The sequence below is a fragment of the Mycoplana dimorpha genome, from assembly GCF_003046475.1.
Classification (GTDB): domain Bacteria; phylum Pseudomonadota; class Alphaproteobacteria; order Rhizobiales; family Rhizobiaceae; genus Mycoplana; species Mycoplana dimorpha.
This window is the reverse complement of record NZ_PZZZ01000004.1, coordinates 400733-416473: the sequence shown is the minus strand read 5'-3', so window position 1 is coordinate 416473 and position 15741 is coordinate 400733. Positions and strand designations below refer to the sequence as shown.

The window sequence follows — 15741 nt, the reverse complement described above, 5'->3', positions numbered from 1 at the left end:
GACACGGGACCAGACAAGAAACCCCGCGAGGCGCCGGCCTCGCGGGGTTTTCATTTTATCGACTGCAACGGCGCCGACTATTGCGGTCCGGCCAGCGCGTTGCGGATCGCGGCGTTCGGGTCGTTGCCGCCCTTCAGGAGCTGGCCGAGGAAGGTCTGCTCGACGCCGCCGGTCGGCGTGGTCCGCGAGATCATGTCGAACGGCACCCCGTCCTTCGCCGTGTAGTTCGCGAGCCGCTCGACATTGCCGTCCTTGTTGAAATAGACGGCGAGCACGCTCTGGTCGATCAGCTTGGGCTTCATGAAGGCGATCGGCCGGACGCGCTTCTGCGAGATGTAATAGAAGACCTCGTTGTCGAAGGTCGCCGTCGTCGACGGTGTTCCGAGCGACAGCAGCACCTGTTCGCGCGAGGAGCCGACCGGGGCAAGCGCCAGCGTCTGCTCATCCACGATATAGCCCTGGTTGAGGACTTCGCCTGTCTGGCAGCCGGCGAGAAGGGTGGTGGAAAGGGCGATGGCAATAGTGGCGTTGCGCAGCAAATTCATGTCAGTCCTGAAATACCGTCTCTTCAACGACAATCCCCTTGAAGCTAAGATGGCCGGCGAGCCATTGCAATTCGTGCATGCTTCGGTAAACCAGCTTCGGCTGTCATGCAACACGGCACCGGCCGCGCCCCGCCCTTCAATGAGCCAAAACTAGGCGTTATGATGATCTTCAGCCTGTTCAGGAAAAAAAACGCCAACCAGCGGATCGTCGAACGCCAATATGCACACCTGACCAGCGCCGCGCGCCAGCCCTATCTTTACGAGGCGCTCGACGTGCCCGACACGGTAATGGGGCGGCTCGAGATGCTTTCGGCGGTGCTTATCCTCTATTTCCGCCGCACCCGTGCCTCGGCCACCTCGGGTCAGGAGATCGCCCAGCAGATCGTCGACGCCTTCTTCCAGGACATCGACCACTCGATCCGCGAACTCGGCATCAGCGACGTCGGCGTGCCGAAGCGGATGAAGAAGCTGGCGGCACGTTTCTACGGCCGGCTCGAAGCCTACGCGGCAGCACTCGAGGCCGGCGACCGGGCGGCCCTTGCAGGGGCGCTGAAACGCAATATCTATCCGGATGACGGCGATGCCGCGCCGAGCATGCAAGGCCTTGCCGACTATCTCTTCGCCGCGGAAGCGCACCTGACCGCGCTCGACGAGATCTCCGTCGAGACCGGGGACGCGCAGTTGCCGGCGGCTGGACCCGCGGCCTGACCGGCGGTGAAGGAAACTGACATGAAGCATATGGAAGACGGTCCATTCTCCTACAGGGTGAAGGTCGGGCACGTCTCGAACAATCCGGTGACCGTGACGATCACGGCCGATGCTGCGGAACTGGTGGCGCTGGCGCGACAGTGGGATGTCCCCGAGGTGCGGTCGTTTGCTGCCGAATTCCAGATCCAGCGCTGGAAGCGGGACGGGGTGAGGCTGAAGGGACGCGTTCAGGCGGACATCGTCCAGGCCTGCGTCGTGACGCTCGAGCCGGTGGAAGACAAAATCGACGAGGCGGTCGACGCGGTGTTCGTGCCGGAAGGATCGAAGCTGGCGAGGGCGCCGAATATCGAGGGCGGCGAGATGCTGCTCGATCCGGACGGCCCCGACAGTCCCGAGACCTTCGAGGGCGACGCCATCGATGCCGGCGCAGTTGCCGCCGAATATGCCGCGATGGCGATCGATCATTATCCCCGCAAGGCCGGGGCGATGTTCTCGGCCCATGTGGAAAGCAGCGAAGAGGACGACGCCAAGCCCTCTCCCTTCGCCGCGCTAAAGGACTGGAAAAAGAACTGAATGGGCGGTTGCGGCCGCGACAATTCGATTGTCACCCGGACGAAAAGCGGTATTTTGACCCAAATTCCGCCCCCGGGGCTGGAGAAAAGGACTGGACTCGCGTGGTCAGAATATCCGTTGATGTCATGGGTGGCGATGTCGGGCCGAAGGTCGTCATCCCTGGCATAGCCAAGGCGCTCGAACGTCACCCCGACATTCGCTTCTGCCTGTTCGGCATTGCATCGCAATGCCTGCCGCTTCTGGACAGCTACCCCAAGCTGAAGGCCGCCAGCACCTTCACCGATTGCGAGATCGCCGTCGGCATGGACGAGAAGCCGAGCCAGGCGCTGCGGCGCGGCCGCGGCAAATCGTCGATGTGGCGGGCGCTGGATGCGGTTGCCAAGGGGGAGGCGGACGTCGCCGTTTCCGCCGGCAACACCGGCGCGCTGATGGCCATGGCGAAATTCTGCCTGCGCATGATGGCCGATATCGAGCGGCCCGCCATCGCCGGCATCTGGCCGACGCTGCGTGGCGAGAGCATCGTGCTCGACGTGGGCGCGACGATCGGCGCCGACGCCAACCAGCTGTTCGACTTCGCACTGATGGGCGGGGCGATGGCGCGTGCCCTGTTCGAGATCGAGCGGCCGACGCTCGGCCTGCTCAATGTCGGCGTCGAGGAGATCAAGGGGCAGGAAGAGGTCAAGGCCGCCGGCCAGCTCATCCGCGAAGCCAATTTCGACAAGATCGACTATTATGGCTTCGTCGAAGGCGACGACATCGGCCGCGGCACCGTCGACGTCGTCGTGACTGAAGGCTTCGCCGGAAACATCGCCCTGAAGACAGCCGAAGGCACCGCCCGCCAGATCGCCGAGTACCTGCGCGCCGCCATGTCGCGCACCTTGATGGCGAAACTCGGCTATATCCTGGCCAAGGGCGCCTTCGACCGGCTGCGCGAGAAGATGGATCCGCGCAAGGTCAACGGCGGCGTCTTTCTCGGTCTCAACGGCATCGTCATCAAGAGCCACGGCGGCACCGACGCCGAAGGCTTTGCGGCGGCCGTCGACGTCGGCTATGACATGGCTCGTAACGGGCTGAAGGAAAAGATCGAGAACGACTTGAAGAGATATCATGCCGGCAGATCCGTCGCAGGCGCGGCCGACAGCATGAGCGACGGGATATAGGAAAGCATATGATCCGTTCAGTTGTACGCGGTTTCGGGACGGCGCTTCCGAAGCGGGTGCTCACGAACCGTGAGCTTGAAAGCATGGTCGACACCTCGGACGAGTGGATCGTGCAGCGGACCGGCATCCGCCAGCGTTACATCGCAGGCGAAGGCGAGACGACGGCTTCGCTCGGCGCCGAAGCGGCGCGCGCGGCGCTCGACAGGGCTGGCCTCAGCCCCGCCGATATCGACCTCATCATCGTCGCCACCTCCACGCCCGACAACACCTTCCCGGCCACGGCGGTCAATATCCAGAACAGGCTCGGCATGAGCCACGGCTATGCCTTCGACATGCAGGCGGTCTGCTCGGGTTTCGTCTACGCCATGGCGACCGCGGATGCCTATATCCGCGGCGGCATGGCGCGCCGCGTGCTGGTAATCGGCGCCGAGACGTTCTCGCGCATCCTCGACTGGACCGACCGCACCACCTGCGTTCTCTTCGGCGACGGAGCGGGCGCGGTCGTGCTCGAGGCTTTGGAAGGCGAGGGTACGGTTGCCGACCGCGGCGTGCTCACCTCGCAATTGCGTTCCGATGGCGCCCATCGTGACAAGCTTTACGTTGACGGGGGCCCTTCCACGACCGGAACGGTCGGGCACCTGCGCATGGAAGGGCGCGAGGTCTTCAAGCACGCCGTCGGCATGATCACCGACGTGATCGTTGCCGCCTTCGACGCCACGGGCCTGTCGGTCGACGATCTCGACTGGATGGTGCCGCACCAGGCGAACCGCCGCATCATCGACGGCTCGGCCAAGAAACTTGGCATTCCCCTGGAGAAGGTCGTCGTCACCGTGGATCTGCATGGCAACACGTCGGCCGCCTCCATTCCGTTGGCGCTTGCGGCGGCTGCCGGCGACGGGCGCATCAAGGAGGGCGATCTCGTGCTCCTCGAAGCGATGGGCGGGGGCTTTACCTGGGGCGCCGTGCTGCTGCGCTGGTAGCGCAAACCCGTCTTCACGTCCGTCTGAACAGCGCTTGACCGGCAAGGGCAAGGGAAATACTCTTGCCCGATAAGCTAAGCCTTTCAATAAGAACGGTGGGAGAAGATGAGCGGCAAAACCGTGACACGCGCAGATTTGGCCGAATCAGTCTTTCGTAAGGTCGGCCTGTCCAGAACCGAATCGGCGGAGCTCGTCGAGACCGTCATCGATGAAATCTGCAACGCCATCGTGCGCGGTGAAAGCGTCAAGCTCTCCTCGTTCGCGACCTTCCAGGTGCGCGACAAGAACGAGCGCATCGGCCGAAACCCGAAGACCGGCGAGGAAGTGCCGATCTCGCCGCGGCGCGTCATGACCTTCAAGGCCTCGAACGTGCTGAAGCAGCGGGTCTTGAAGGCGCATACGGCGCGCAAGGCCAAGCAGAAGATGCAATCGCCCGCGGCCGAGGGGCGCCGGTCGTCGGAGCCGTGAAATTTCGGCTTGAATAAGCCGCCATAACCCGCTGGAATACAACGATTCGGTCGCCGGCCTTTTTTGCCGGCGGACCGGTTGGTCGTACAGTGAGGTTGATCGATGGAGAAGAGCCCCGACGCGTTCCGCACCATCAGCGAAGTCGCCGACGATCTAGACCTGCCGCAGCACGTGCTGCGTTTCTGGGAGACGCGCTTCTCGCAGATCAAGCCGATGAAGCGCGGCGGCGGCCGGCGCTACTATCGTCCCGACGACGTCGAGTTGCTGAAGGGCATCCGGCACCTCCTCTACGACCACGGCTACACCATCAAGGGCGTCCAGAAGCTCCTGAAGAACAACGGCAACAAGTTCGTCGCGGCGATCGCCAGCGGCGATCTGGCGACGGTGGAGGCGCTGGCCGCCGCCAGCCAGGAGGAGCCCGCCGCCCCGAAGACGGCCGACGACGACCAGATCGTCGGCCGCGCCAAGGCGCCGGCCAGCCGCCGCTTTTTCTCGTTTGTCGGCGGCAACAGCGACGACACGCCGGAGATTTCGATCGGCAAGAGCAGCGTCGGCAAGGAGGACCGCGCACTGCTGCAGGAAGCGCTCTATGACCTGCTGGAATGCAAGCGCCTGCTCGACCAGGTGCGCTGAGGGCGCGCTACCAACCGGATCGGGATGGTAGTCGTTTCCTTGAAACCGTCGGCGCGGAGGCTACCCCCGCCGCCGGTAACGGGCGGCCGACATCAGCGCTAAAGTGCTCGAAGGCTCTTACTTCTGCTTTTCGCCTGCGCTCTTGCTGTCGGAGCTTTTCGAGCGCTCTTCGAAGCGGTCTGCACCCTTCTTCAATGCAGACCCCTTTTCAGATTCGACCTTCCGCTCGTCCTCACGAGCTGCCTCGTGAAGGCCTTGTGCGGCTTCCTTACCCTTTTGCGTGGGAGCGTTCCGAATGCCCATGGCTCTTCCTCCAATGCGCAAGCATAACGGAAGGGAAAGGCCAATGTTCCGCCCGCGGAGCCGAGGCGGTTCACGGCGATGACGAAACAAGCTGTTCAAGGAAATGGCCAAGCCTGGCTGGCAAGAGGCCGAATTTTGCAGCCGGTTCAAACACGGGTAGCTAAGTGTCTGATTAAATGGTCGGAGCGGCGGGATTCGAACCCACGACCCCTTGACCCCCAGTCAAGTGCGCTACCGGGCTGCGCTACGCTCCGAACCGATGCAACCCCTATCGTCTCGATGATCGCTATGCAAGCGGCAAATTGGACGGCGGGAACAAAAAGGCGGAATGGCGTGCCGAGGCTGCGGTTTGGCGGGGCAGGGGTGTGGATGGCGGCACCGGTGTCGTTGTGGCATGCCGTCTGCCCGAAACTGCGACCCGGCTCAAACGACATTTGCACCAATTGCCGATTGAAGGCAGCGCTCCCGGTGGTAACCTCCTGTCGTTGCATTGCGCCGGCGACCCCTGGCGGGGTGGACGGCGTCCGTTCGGAAGGCAGCCAAGGTCTGCCCCTTGTTCGAACACACGCCGTTTCGAGGAGGAACCGCAGTGCGGACTATCGGCTTCCAGCTCTACAGCGCCCGCAATTTCTTGCCGCTGGAAAGCGTCTTCCGGCTGCTCGCGCAGGCCGGCTACCGGGAGGTAGAGGGTTATGGCGCCCTCTACCCGTCGCTGGATCCCGGCGAGGCCATGTCCCTGAAGGCAAAACTCGAGCGGAACGGTCTGACCATGCCGACAGCCCATTTCGGTCTCGACCTGCTCGAGCACAAGGTCGACCGGGTCCTCGAGATCGCTCGCATCCTCGGCATAAAGTCCATCTACTGTCCCTATCTGGCGCCGGAGGACAGGCCGGCCGACGCGGCCGGGTGGCGCGCCTTCGGGGCGCGGCTGCAAGGGGCGTCTAAGCCATACCGTAACGCCGGTCTGGATTTTGGCTGGCACAACCACGACTTCGAGTTTTCGCCGATTACAGATGGCCCGGTTCCGATGGAACTGATCCTTGCCGGCGGTCCGGACCTTTCCTGGGAGGCGGATGTCGCGTGGATTGCGAAGGGCGGCGCCGATCCCTTCGTGTGGATCAAGAAATACGCCGACCGTATCTCGTCCGTGCACGTCAAGGACATCGCCCCGGCCGGCGAAAAACTCGACGAGGATGGCTGGGCCGATGTCGGCCACGGCACGTTGCCCTGGGGCGACTTGATGGCCGCCCTTGCCCCAACAAGCGCCAAACACTTCATCGTCGAGCACGACAATCCAAGCGACCTGAAGCGCCTCGCCGAACGCTCGATCGCGACAATCGCGGCATTTCACGCTGAGGAACGAGTCCCATGAGCAAGGAATCCGGAGTCGGCATCATCGGTTGCGGCAACATCTCGGCCGCCTATTTCAAGCTGGTGCCGATGTTCAGGAACCTGAAGGTTGTTGCCTGTGCCGATATCAACCCGGCGGCATCGGCGGCGCGGGCAGAAGAATTCGGCGTGGAGGCGCAGGAGATCGAGGCGCTGCTCGCCAATCCGGCCGTCGACGTGGTGGTGAACCTGACTGTTCCGGAGGCACACTACCCGGTGTCGCGGCGCACGCTCATCGCCGGCAAGCACGTCTATTCGGAAAAGCCCTTCGTGCTGACGCTCGAGCAGGGCGAGGACCTCAGGCGCATCGCGGAGACGAACGGGGTAAGCGTGGGTTCGGCGCCAGACACCTTTCTCGGCGGCTCGCACCAGTTCGCCCGCCACCTCATCGACGCCGGCCGGATCGGCAAGGTGATGTCCGGCACGGCCCACGTGCTCGGTCCCGGCATGGAGCGCTGGCACCCGAACCCGGACTTCTTCTTCGCCCCCGGCGGCGGGCCGATCCTCGACATGGGGCCCTACTACGTTGCCAACCTCGTCAATCTGGTCGGCCCGGTGAAGCGCGTCGTCGCACTGGCCAACAAGGCCCGGGCGGAACGCATCATCGGCAGCGGCCCGCGGGCCGGCGAGAAGGTGCCGGTCGGTGTTGCGACAAACATTCACGCGATCCTGGAGTTCGCAAGCGGGGCGCAGGTGGCGCTGATGGCGAGCTGGGACGTCTGGGCGCACCGCCACCAGAACATGGAGCTCTACGGCACCGACGGGGCGATCTTCGTGCCCGACCCGAATTTTTTTGGCGGGCCGGTGGAAGTGGCGGGTACCGACGGCGAGCCGCAGGAGGTCGAGGTTTGGGACCATCCGCTGACCGCCAAAAACTTCGAGTTCGACTGGGGCATGGAAGCCAATTACCGCGGCGCCGGCCTGGCCGACATGATGGATGCGGTCGCAACCGGACGTGACTACCGTTGCTCGCTCGAGCGCTCGCTGCACACGATTGACGTGCTTACCGCGATCCTGCGTTCCGCCGAGGAGGGGCGGGCGGTCGACATCGTCACCAGCTGCACCCAGCCCGAAGCTCTCGGCATCGAGGAGGCGCGGGCGTTGCAGCGGTGAGGTTGCGATTTGCGACGCTTCGGGCCGACCTCCGCATCAAGGACGGACCGAGGTGCCGCAAGCGGGCAGAGCCCCTTGTCGAGAAGGGTTGCGCAGCGGTATCCATTCACAACTCGATCAACAAGGGAGCACGCCATGGCCTGGCAGCCGGCAGACAATCGTTACGAGAGCATGAAGTACAATCGCGTCGGACGTTCCGGCCTGAAGTTGCCGGCCGTGTCGCTGGGGCTGTGGCACAATTTCGGTGGCGACACCCCGCACGAGCGCAAGGTCGAGATGTGCCGCACCGCCTTCGATCTCGGCATCACCCATTTCGACCTCGCCAACAATTACGGCCCGCCGCCCGGTTCGGCCGAGATCGCTTTCGGCGAGATCCTGCGCACCGACTTTGCCGGGCTTCGCGACGAGCTGATCATTTCCTCCAAGGCCGGCTACGACATGTGGCCGGGTCCTTATGGCGAATGGGGCAGCCGCAAGTACCTGATCGCCTCCTGCGACCAGAGCCTGAAGCGAATGGGGCTGGACTATGTCGACATCTTCTATTCGCACCGCTTCGATCCCGACACGCCGCTGGAGGAGACCTGCGCAGCACTCGACCACATCGTCCGTTCGGGCCGCGCGCTCTATGTCGGCATCTCCTCCTACAATTCGCAGCGCACCCGCGAGGCGGCGGCGATCCTGAAGCAGCTCGGCACGCCCTGCCTGATCCACCAGCCGAGCTATTCCATGCTCAACCGCTGGATCGAGGCGGACGGCCTGCTCGACACGCTCGACGAGCTCGGCATCGGCTCCATCGTCTTCTCGCCGCTGGCCCAGGGCATGCTGACCACAAAATATCTCGGCGGCATTCCGGCCGACAGCCGTGCGGCGCTGGACCACTTCCTGAAGAAGGAGTTCATCCGCGCCGAAACGGTCGAACAGGTGCGCAAGCTGAACGGCATTGCCGAGAGCCGCGGCCAGACCCTGGCGCAGATGGCGATTGCCTGGGTGCTGCGCGGTGGCCGCGTCACCTCGGCGCTGGTCGGCGCCAGCCGCCCCGCGCAGATCGTCGACTGCGTCAAGGCGCTGGAGAAGCCGGACTTCACCGCCGACGAACTGGCCGAGATCGATCGCTACGCTCAGGAGGCCGGCATCAATCTCTGGGCCGCCTCGTCCGAATTCGCCTGAGGCCAACGTCAGCCGCCCGTCGTTTTCGCCGGGCGGCCGTTCATCTTGATCCTTCCGCGGTCGCGGAGCGAGAGGAGAGGCAGCATAGGGCACATGGATGTGCCTGCAACGCATCAAATCGCTAATATAAGTGGCTGATAACATTACGAAAACGTAACCTTGACTTCAGTTCCCGTTCATCTTGCCGGCCCTAGGTTGGGGTCGTCGAGATGAAAGGAAACAACGATGAAAAAGCTCTTTGCCATCCTGATTGCCACCTCGGTTCTGACGGCGCCCTTCAGTGCGGCACAGGCACACGATCCCCGCCCGCCGGTCCGTCATCACCATGTCGACAAGAAGGTCATGACGAAGCACGAGCGGCGCGAGATCATCCGCCATCACCGTTGGAAGAAGGGGCAGAAACTGTCGCGCGCCGAACGCCGGCACGTCGTCCACCCGCGGGATTACCGGCGCTATCGCCTCCATGCGCCCCGCTACGGGCAGCAATGGGTGCGGGTCAACGAGCAGGTCCTACTGATCAGCGCGGCAACGGGCCTGATCCTGGGGATGGCCGCCGCGTATTGACCGGGACGGTAGATCGAACATGAAAGGGCGGCCGGCGGGCCGCCCTTTTTTCATGGCCGGCATTCTCGGTGTGTGACTGGCACGCGAAGAAGGACCAGCATGTGACCGGCTTCCAAGGTCTGGTGCGGTGGCGGCTTCCCGTCCCCGTCGGGCATCCATCCAGCGGGCAGGCAATTCGATCGGGGGGCACCGCTGCCAGGCGGCTGCGGATTACCTGGTCGAGAAGGCGGGACGCAATTCGGCGCACTGTTGCGCGGGATGGCTGGATCCGGCTTGCGCCCATTGTCCAATTTCCCACTGCTGACGCCTGTGGGCCGTATCTCAGTCCCGATGTGGCTGATCATCCTCAAAAGACCGACTGTGGTGGACTGCAGCACTGCTGCGGCGATCACGGGAAGCGCCCTGCGTCGGGCACTAGCCTGGCGCAGGAATATGCGGAGCGTGAGGCGGGCAGGGCTGCCTTCCTGCTTCTAGGATGCGGCGTCGACGACGGCGGCATGGGCCGGGAAGAAGCGCTCCAGGGCGCGACGCTTGCCGAACAGGATGTCGTGCTGCAGGAAGCGGTAGTCGCGGATCAGCGGGTCGATCGTCTTGCTGCGCGCCCAATCGGCGGTCGTCTTGCCGTCGCTGCCGATCAGTTGATAGCGGTCGACGACGTCGTACTGCGCCTGCACGCGGCCGAGGAAACCGGTGTAGTAGGGGTGCTCGAAGCCTGCCTGCTTGAGAATGTGGTAGGGCAGCAGCGCCGGGCTGATCGTTCCGACGTCTTCCTTCACGCCGGTCTTGTTGGACCAGACGATCAGCGGTGTCTCGTGCTCGCGTTTCATCTGCTCGACCGGCCCGCGGCGGGCGGCGGTGACGTTGTCCATGTAGCCGGTCGCGGTGTAGACGGTATTGAGGGGCGGCAGATGGTCGCCGAAGACGACGATGATCGTCTCGCGGTCGCGGTTCGCCGCCCAGTCCATTAGCATCTTCAGGCTCTCGTCGGCCTCCCGGACCCCTTGCGCATAGGTCGAGAGGACCGCGTGATCCTTCTCGGAGAGGTTGCCATCGACGTTGATCGTGTTCCGGGCGTAGCGGTTCGCCTCGTAGGGGCCGTGGCCCTGCAGCGTCACGGCGAAGAAGAAGAACGGATCGCTCTGCGCGTCGGCTTGGCGGATGATCTCCCGGGTGAGGTCCTCGTCGGCGGTGAAAATGCCGCGCTTCTGCATCACCGGCATCGTCTCTTCGGTGCGGAAGCTCTCGAAGCCGAACGAGTTGTAGACCGATGTCCGGTTCCAGAACCATCCGGCGAAGGGGTGGATGGCGCGCGCCGCATAGCCTTCGCCGCGGAAGAAGGTCGCAAGCGAGGGGATCGGGCCGCGCACATACTGCTGGTAGGGGATGCTGCCGGTTGGCAGGAAGGCGTTGGAGAAGCCTGTGAGCGCCTCGAACTCGATATTGGCGGTCAGACCGCCGAATTCCGGCGAGAACACGGCTCCCGAGATGTTCTGCCGCATGAAGGCCATCGGGTCGGGGCTCAGCGTGACGTTCGGAAGCCGGGTCGGATCCCACAGCGACTCGCTCATGACGACGATCACGTCGGGCTTGGTGCGGTGGCTGGTGCCGGCGGGCAGCGGCTCCTGATGGATGTTGTCGATGGCGTCGGGCGAATAGCCGGCCGGTGCCTTGACGTTGGCCATCGGCAGGTTGATGGCAAAGGCCAGCATGAAGCCGTTGTGGCGGTAGTTCTCGGCCTGGTCCCAAATGATCGGCGCGACTTTGAGGCGGTCGCGAACCCAGGAGAACTGGTTGTAGTCCATGATGGAGGCAAAGCCGGCCAGCAGCGGAACGACGACCGCCAACCGGTAGAGGCGCTCCTTGCCGCTCAGCGGACGGAACCGCCGCCAGGCGAACACCCAGACCGACACGAGGGCAGTGAGCGCAGCGATGGTTCCAAGGCCGACGGCGACAGCCGTCCAGGGGCGGTCACGCACCAGCGCCGGCATCAACTCCATGATCTGGCGGCCGAACAGAAGGTCGGTCGGGTAGAGTGGATCAGTCAGGAAGATCTTCTTCTGCTCGGAAATGAAAGCGAGCAGGATCGCCACCGGCGCCAGCACCAGGACTGCCTTGTGCTGCCGGCCGATCAGGGCATCGAGGCCGAGAAAGGCCAGCAGAAAGAGCCCGCAGGTTGTCCAGCCGGGCTGCGCAAAGGTCGTTAGGAAGGTGATGGTGGCGTCCGCCGACTGGCGCGTGATGAGCTCGATGGCGGCAACGGTAGCGACGGCCAGCAGCAGCGTGAGCCCGACGGAGCCGATCGCGCTGATGGATTTTGCAGCGCGCGCGGTGCGGCCCGCCTCGACGGCGAATGCTTTGTTTACGGCAGTTGCCGCCAGGGCGGAACGTGCTGGGGCCACGCGGTACTCCAACCTTCATAAATGCGTCATCCAATTGTCATATGCCTGTCATCTTGAATGTAGGATGAATGGTCGCAGGCCCGGGAATTGCGGGTTGGGTTCTCCCTGCCATCAGCGGTCGAGCCGCTCCGGACCCGGGCCTTGGCAGCGCCAGTGCAGCCGAACGGAAAAGCCTTCGTTTTCAAAAGCACCGTCATCATCTAAACAGCGTCAGGAACGGTTCGTGCGACCGCGCGGGATGCATCGAGGACAGAGATGACCGGCAACAACGACAGAACAACACTGCGCATCGCGGTGGCCCAGCTCAATCCGACCGTCGGCGACGTCGCCGGCAATCTGGCCAAGGCCCGCGAGGCGCGCGCCGATGCGGCGCGGCAGGGCGCCGACCTGTTGCTTCTGACTGAGCTCTTCATTTCCGGCTATCCGCCGGAAGACCTTGTGCTGAAGCCGGCCTTCCTGAAGGCCTGCCGCGCCGCGGTCGAGGCGCTGGCGGTCGACACCGCCGATGGCGGCCCCGGCGTGATCGTCGGGTTCCCCCGGCAGGGCGAGACCGGGCGGCACAACTCCGTCGCCGTCCTCGATGGCGGCAAGGTCATTGCGACCCGCGACAAGGTCGACCTGCCGAACTACGGCGAATTCGACGAGAAGCGCGTCTTCGAGCCGGGGGCGATGCCCGGGCCGGTCAATTTCCGGGGCGTGCGGATCGGCATTCCGATCTGCGAGGACATCTGGGGCGACCTCGGGGTCTGCGAGACGCTAGCCGAAAGCGGGGCGGAATTGCTGCTGTCGCCCAATGGTTCGCCCTATTACCGCACCAAGATGGACATTCGCCATCAGGTGGCGATCCGCCAGGTGATCGAGACCGGCCTGCCGCTCGTCTACGCCAACCAGCTCGGCGGGCAGGATGAACTCGTTTTCGACGGCGCCAGCTTCGGCCTGAACGCCGACAACAGCCTGGCCTTCCAGATGAGCCAGTTCGAGGAGGCGATGGCGATCGTCACCTGGAAGAAGCAGAACGGCAGCTGGCGCTGCGACGGCGGGCCGCTGTCGAAGCTGCCCGAGCCGGAAGAGGCCGATTATCGCGCCTGCGTGCTGGGCTTTCGCGACTACGTCAACAAGAACGGCTTCAAGTCGGTGGTGCTCGGACTGTCCGGCGGTATCGACTCGGCGATATGCGCGGCCATCGCGGTCGACGCGCTGGGCGAGGAACGCGTGCGCTGCGTGATGCTGCCCTATCGATACACCTCCGAGGAATCGCTGGCGGATGCGGCCGCCTGCGCCAGGGCGCTCGGCTGCCGCTACGACATCGTGCCGATCGAGGCGCCGGTCACCGGCTTTATCGAGGCGCTGTCGGATCTGTTCGAAGGCACCGAGTCCGGCATCACCGAGGAGAACCTGCAGAGCCGTGCGCGCGGCACCATCCTGATGGCGATCTCCAACAAGTTCGGCTCGATGGTGGTGACGACCGGCAACAAGTCGGAAATGTCGGTCGGCTACGCCACGCTCTACGGCGACATGAACGGCGGCTTCAACCCGATCAAGGACCTCTACAAGATGCAGGTCTACGCGCTGTCGCGCTGGCGCAACGCCCATGTGCCGCCGGGCGCGCTCGGCCCCTCCGGCGAGGTGATCCCGAAAAACATCATCGACAAGGCGCCCTCGGCGGAACTGCGGCCCAATCAGACCGACCAGGACTCCCTGCCGCCCTATCCGGTGCTCGACGACATCCTAGAATGCCTGGTTGAAAACGAGATGAGCACCGAGGAGATCGTCGCGCGCGGTCACGACGAGGCGACCGTCCATCGCGTCGAGCACCTGCTCTACATCGCCGAATACAAGCGCCGCCAGTCGGCGCCCGGCGTGAAGATCACGAAGAAGAATTTTGGCCGCGACCGGCGCTACCCGATCACCAATCGCTTCCGCGACCGCTGAGGCTCAGGAAGCGCGAGCGCCGAGTTCCACCGCAACAGCGCTCCGGTCAATGGGGGACGGCCGGCCGGAGCGGCTGTTCGGCGGTGGTCGATGCCAGGCTTCTGCCGGGCCGGCCGGCTGTCCCGCGCGCCTGATCTTGCCGCCTGCCGTTAAGTTAAGCATTCGGATACCACGGCGATTAATCGAATCTTCCCTATTTCACGCCAGAATCACCGCCAACTAAAAATGAGAATGGCGGCTTTGTAGGCCGCGGCATGTTCGGTGGGGATCGACATGGCGGATGTGGGGGCGGATCTGGCGGCTGGTCGCCGCGGCAGGGTCAAGATCATGATCGGTCTTGCGGCCGCCGTCATCGTCGTGCTGTTCGCCTGCGCGAATTTCATGGTCCTCGACTATTCGGTGCGGCAAGCCAACGAATTCGTCAAGACCACCGAGAAGACGCTGGTGAAGAACGAGTTCCGCCACCAGATCGAGCAGGTGGTGCTTTACCAGAGCGCCCTGTCCTTCTGGGACAAGAGCTTTGACGAACTGGCTGACGGGTACTTCAGCGAAGAGTTCATCCGCCGGGACCTGCGCGACTGGCTTTCGAGCGATTCCGGCTTTTCATGGGTGGTGTTCGCAAAGCCGGGCGGCAAGACGGTGCTGGCGCTGAACAGGCGCGCCGTCGTTTCGCCGGAGAAGGCCGACGGCCTGCTGTACTGGATCGGCGACCTCACCAAGCGTGCCGAAACCGCCTATTTCGCGGCGCTGCAACGCACCCGCGACGGGTGGCTGCTTAAAAAGGCATCGGAGACGGAGGATGTCCTGTCGCCGGCGCTGCCGCAGATCAGCGTGACCGGCATGCGGATGATCGAGGGGGCGATGAGCATCGTCGTGGTGCAGTCCGTCGTTCCGAAGCGCCTGTTCATTCCCGACTCGCGGAAGCCGCCGGTGCTGATGGTCACCGTCAAGCCCATCACCGCCCGAATGCTCGCCAAGTCGGAACGGCGCCTGGGGCTCAGCAACCTCGGCTTTTCGCCGATCACCACCGAGGACAAGGACCTGCTGCTGACCGGGGTCGGCGGCGATGCCTTCAATCCGATGGTGGCGTCCTGGCGCCCGAACAGCCCGGGGTCCTACGTCTGGGGCATGGCGATGCCCCAGATCACCGCCCTTGTCGGAATCTTCGTCGTCGTCATGGCATTCGTGGCGATGAAGTTCTCCTCGCTGGTGCGCGCGCTGGAGCGCAGCGAATCGCGCAACGCCTATCTCGCCCGCCACGATGCCCTGACAGGGTTGCTGAACCGCTCGGGCTTCGACGACACGGTGAAATCGCTGCTGCAGAAGCCGGGCGAGCCGTTCGCCGTGTTCGCGATCGATCTCGACCGCTTCAAGGCCGTCAACGACCGCCATGGCCATGCGGCCGGCGACGCCGTGCTGCGGACGATCGCCGATCGGTTCGTGGCCCGGGTCGGCCGGCGGGGACGGGTAGCGCGGCTCGGGGGCGACGAATTCGCCGTGCTGCTTCCCGGCGAGACGGACCGCCGGTCGCTTCTGGAACTCGCCAACAGCCTCGTTCTCGCCGCGCAGGTGCCGATTCCGTTCGACGGTCAGCTTCTTGGCGTCGGCAGCAGCGCCGGCATCGCCCTGTTCCCCGATCACGGCGAAACCGTCCACGACATCATGGTGACGGCGGACGCGGCACTCTATCGTGCCAAGAATGCCGGCCGGAACTGCGCGGTGCTCGCCATGCTGGACCATGCCGAGGCGACGGCCGAGGTCGGCGCGGCCTGATCTGGGCTTCCCGATGTCGTGAATGCGACATGCC

The 15741-nt window shown here is 64.3% G+C and carries 15 protein-coding genes and 1 tRNA gene; 12 read left to right on the top strand and 4 right to left on the bottom strand.

Annotation, left to right across the window (positions count from 1 at the left end; translation table 11 throughout):
* Positions 1-77 precede the first annotated feature (77 nt).
* A complete protein-coding gene (locus C7449_RS12120; RefSeq protein ID WP_108003217.1) occupies positions 78-572 on the bottom strand; it encodes an outer membrane protein assembly factor BamE in 495 nt (164 codons plus the stop codon).
* Between the two features lie 78 nt (positions 573-650).
* On the opposite strand from C7449_RS12120, the gene C7449_RS12115 reads away from it, so the two are divergent.
* The 6 genes from C7449_RS12115 (at position 651) to C7449_RS12090 (ending at position 5067) form a co-directional block, all read left to right on the top strand.
* A complete protein-coding gene (locus C7449_RS12115; RefSeq protein WP_108003038.1) occupies positions 651-1253 on the top strand; it encodes a ubiquinol-cytochrome C chaperone family protein in 603 nt (200 codons plus the stop codon).
* Between the two features lie 21 nt (positions 1254-1274).
* A complete protein-coding gene (locus C7449_RS12110) occupies positions 1275-1826 on the top strand; it encodes a YceD family protein (protein ID WP_108003037.1) in 552 nt (183 codons plus the stop codon).
* A 101-nt stretch (positions 1827-1927) separates the two neighbouring features.
* Positions 1928-2986, top strand: a complete 1059-nt coding sequence (gene plsX / locus C7449_RS12105) for a phosphate acyltransferase PlsX (RefSeq protein WP_108003036.1) — start codon at positions 1928-1930, stop codon at positions 2984-2986.
* 8 nt (positions 2987-2994) lie between these two features.
* A complete protein-coding gene (locus C7449_RS12100) occupies positions 2995-3966 on the top strand; it encodes a beta-ketoacyl-ACP synthase III (protein ID WP_108003035.1) in 972 nt (323 codons plus the stop codon).
* A gap of 105 nt (positions 3967-4071) precedes the next feature.
* Positions 4072-4434, top strand: a complete 363-nt coding sequence (locus tag C7449_RS12095) for an integration host factor subunit alpha (RefSeq protein ID WP_108003034.1) — start codon at positions 4072-4074, stop codon at positions 4432-4434.
* A gap of 102 nt (positions 4435-4536) precedes the next feature.
* Positions 4537-5067, top strand: coding sequence for a MerR family transcriptional regulator (locus C7449_RS12090; RefSeq protein WP_108003033.1), 531 nt, complete (start codon positions 4537-4539; stop codon positions 5065-5067).
* A 117-nt stretch (positions 5068-5184) separates the two neighbouring features.
* Here C7449_RS12090 and C7449_RS12085 read toward each other — a convergent pair whose 3' ends face one another.
* Both C7449_RS12085 and C7449_RS12080 read right to left on the bottom strand, forming a co-directional pair.
* Positions 5185-5370, bottom strand: a complete 186-nt coding sequence (locus C7449_RS12085) for a hypothetical protein (protein ID WP_108003032.1) — start codon at positions 5368-5370, stop codon at positions 5185-5187.
* 177 nt (positions 5371-5547) lie between these two features.
* Positions 5548-5624, bottom strand: a tRNA-Pro gene (locus tag C7449_RS12080).
* 335 nt (positions 5625-5959) lie between these two features.
* Here C7449_RS12080 and C7449_RS12075 point away from each other — a divergent pair.
* The 4 genes from C7449_RS12075 to C7449_RS12060 all read left to right on the top strand — a co-directional run bounded on the left by C7449_RS12075 (position 5960) and on the right by C7449_RS12060 (position 9603).
* The gene (locus C7449_RS12075) at positions 5960-6742 is read left to right on the top strand and encodes a sugar phosphate isomerase/epimerase family protein (RefSeq protein ID WP_108003031.1); all 783 of its coding nucleotides are present in this window, start codon (positions 5960-5962) and stop codon (positions 6740-6742) included.
* Positions 6739-7872, top strand: a complete 1134-nt coding sequence (locus C7449_RS12070; RefSeq protein ID WP_108003030.1) for a Gfo/Idh/MocA family protein — start codon at positions 6739-6741, stop codon at positions 7870-7872. The genes C7449_RS12075 and C7449_RS12070 overlap by 4 nt, the downstream gene beginning before the upstream one ends.
* Positions 7873-8007: 135 nt before the next feature.
* Positions 8008-9039: an L-glyceraldehyde 3-phosphate reductase gene (gene mgrA, locus C7449_RS12065; protein ID WP_108003029.1), complete on the top strand. Its 1032-nt coding sequence runs from the start codon at positions 8008-8010 to the stop codon at positions 9037-9039.
* A gap of 225 nt (positions 9040-9264) precedes the next feature.
* Positions 9265-9603 (top strand): RcnB family protein, encoded by a 339-nt coding sequence (locus C7449_RS12060; protein ID WP_108003028.1) that lies wholly within the window; start codon positions 9265-9267, stop codon positions 9601-9603.
* A gap of 470 nt (positions 9604-10073) precedes the next feature.
* On the opposite strand, the gene C7449_RS12055 is transcribed toward C7449_RS12060, so the two are convergent.
* Entirely contained in the window at positions 10074-12002 is a 1929-nt protein-coding gene (locus tag C7449_RS12055) for an LTA synthase family protein (RefSeq protein ID WP_108003027.1), read from the bottom strand.
* Between the two features lie 255 nt (positions 12003-12257).
* Here C7449_RS12055 and C7449_RS12050 point away from each other — a divergent pair, with 255 nt between their 5' ends.
* Positions 12258-13934 (top strand): NAD+ synthase, encoded by a 1677-nt coding sequence (locus tag C7449_RS12050; RefSeq protein WP_108003026.1) that lies wholly within the window; start codon positions 12258-12260, stop codon positions 13932-13934.
* A gap of 273 nt (positions 13935-14207) precedes the next feature.
* Positions 14208-15707, top strand: a complete 1500-nt coding sequence (locus C7449_RS12045; RefSeq protein WP_146165074.1) for a diguanylate cyclase domain-containing protein — start codon at positions 14208-14210, stop codon at positions 15705-15707.
* Positions 15708-15741: the final 34 nt, after the last annotated feature.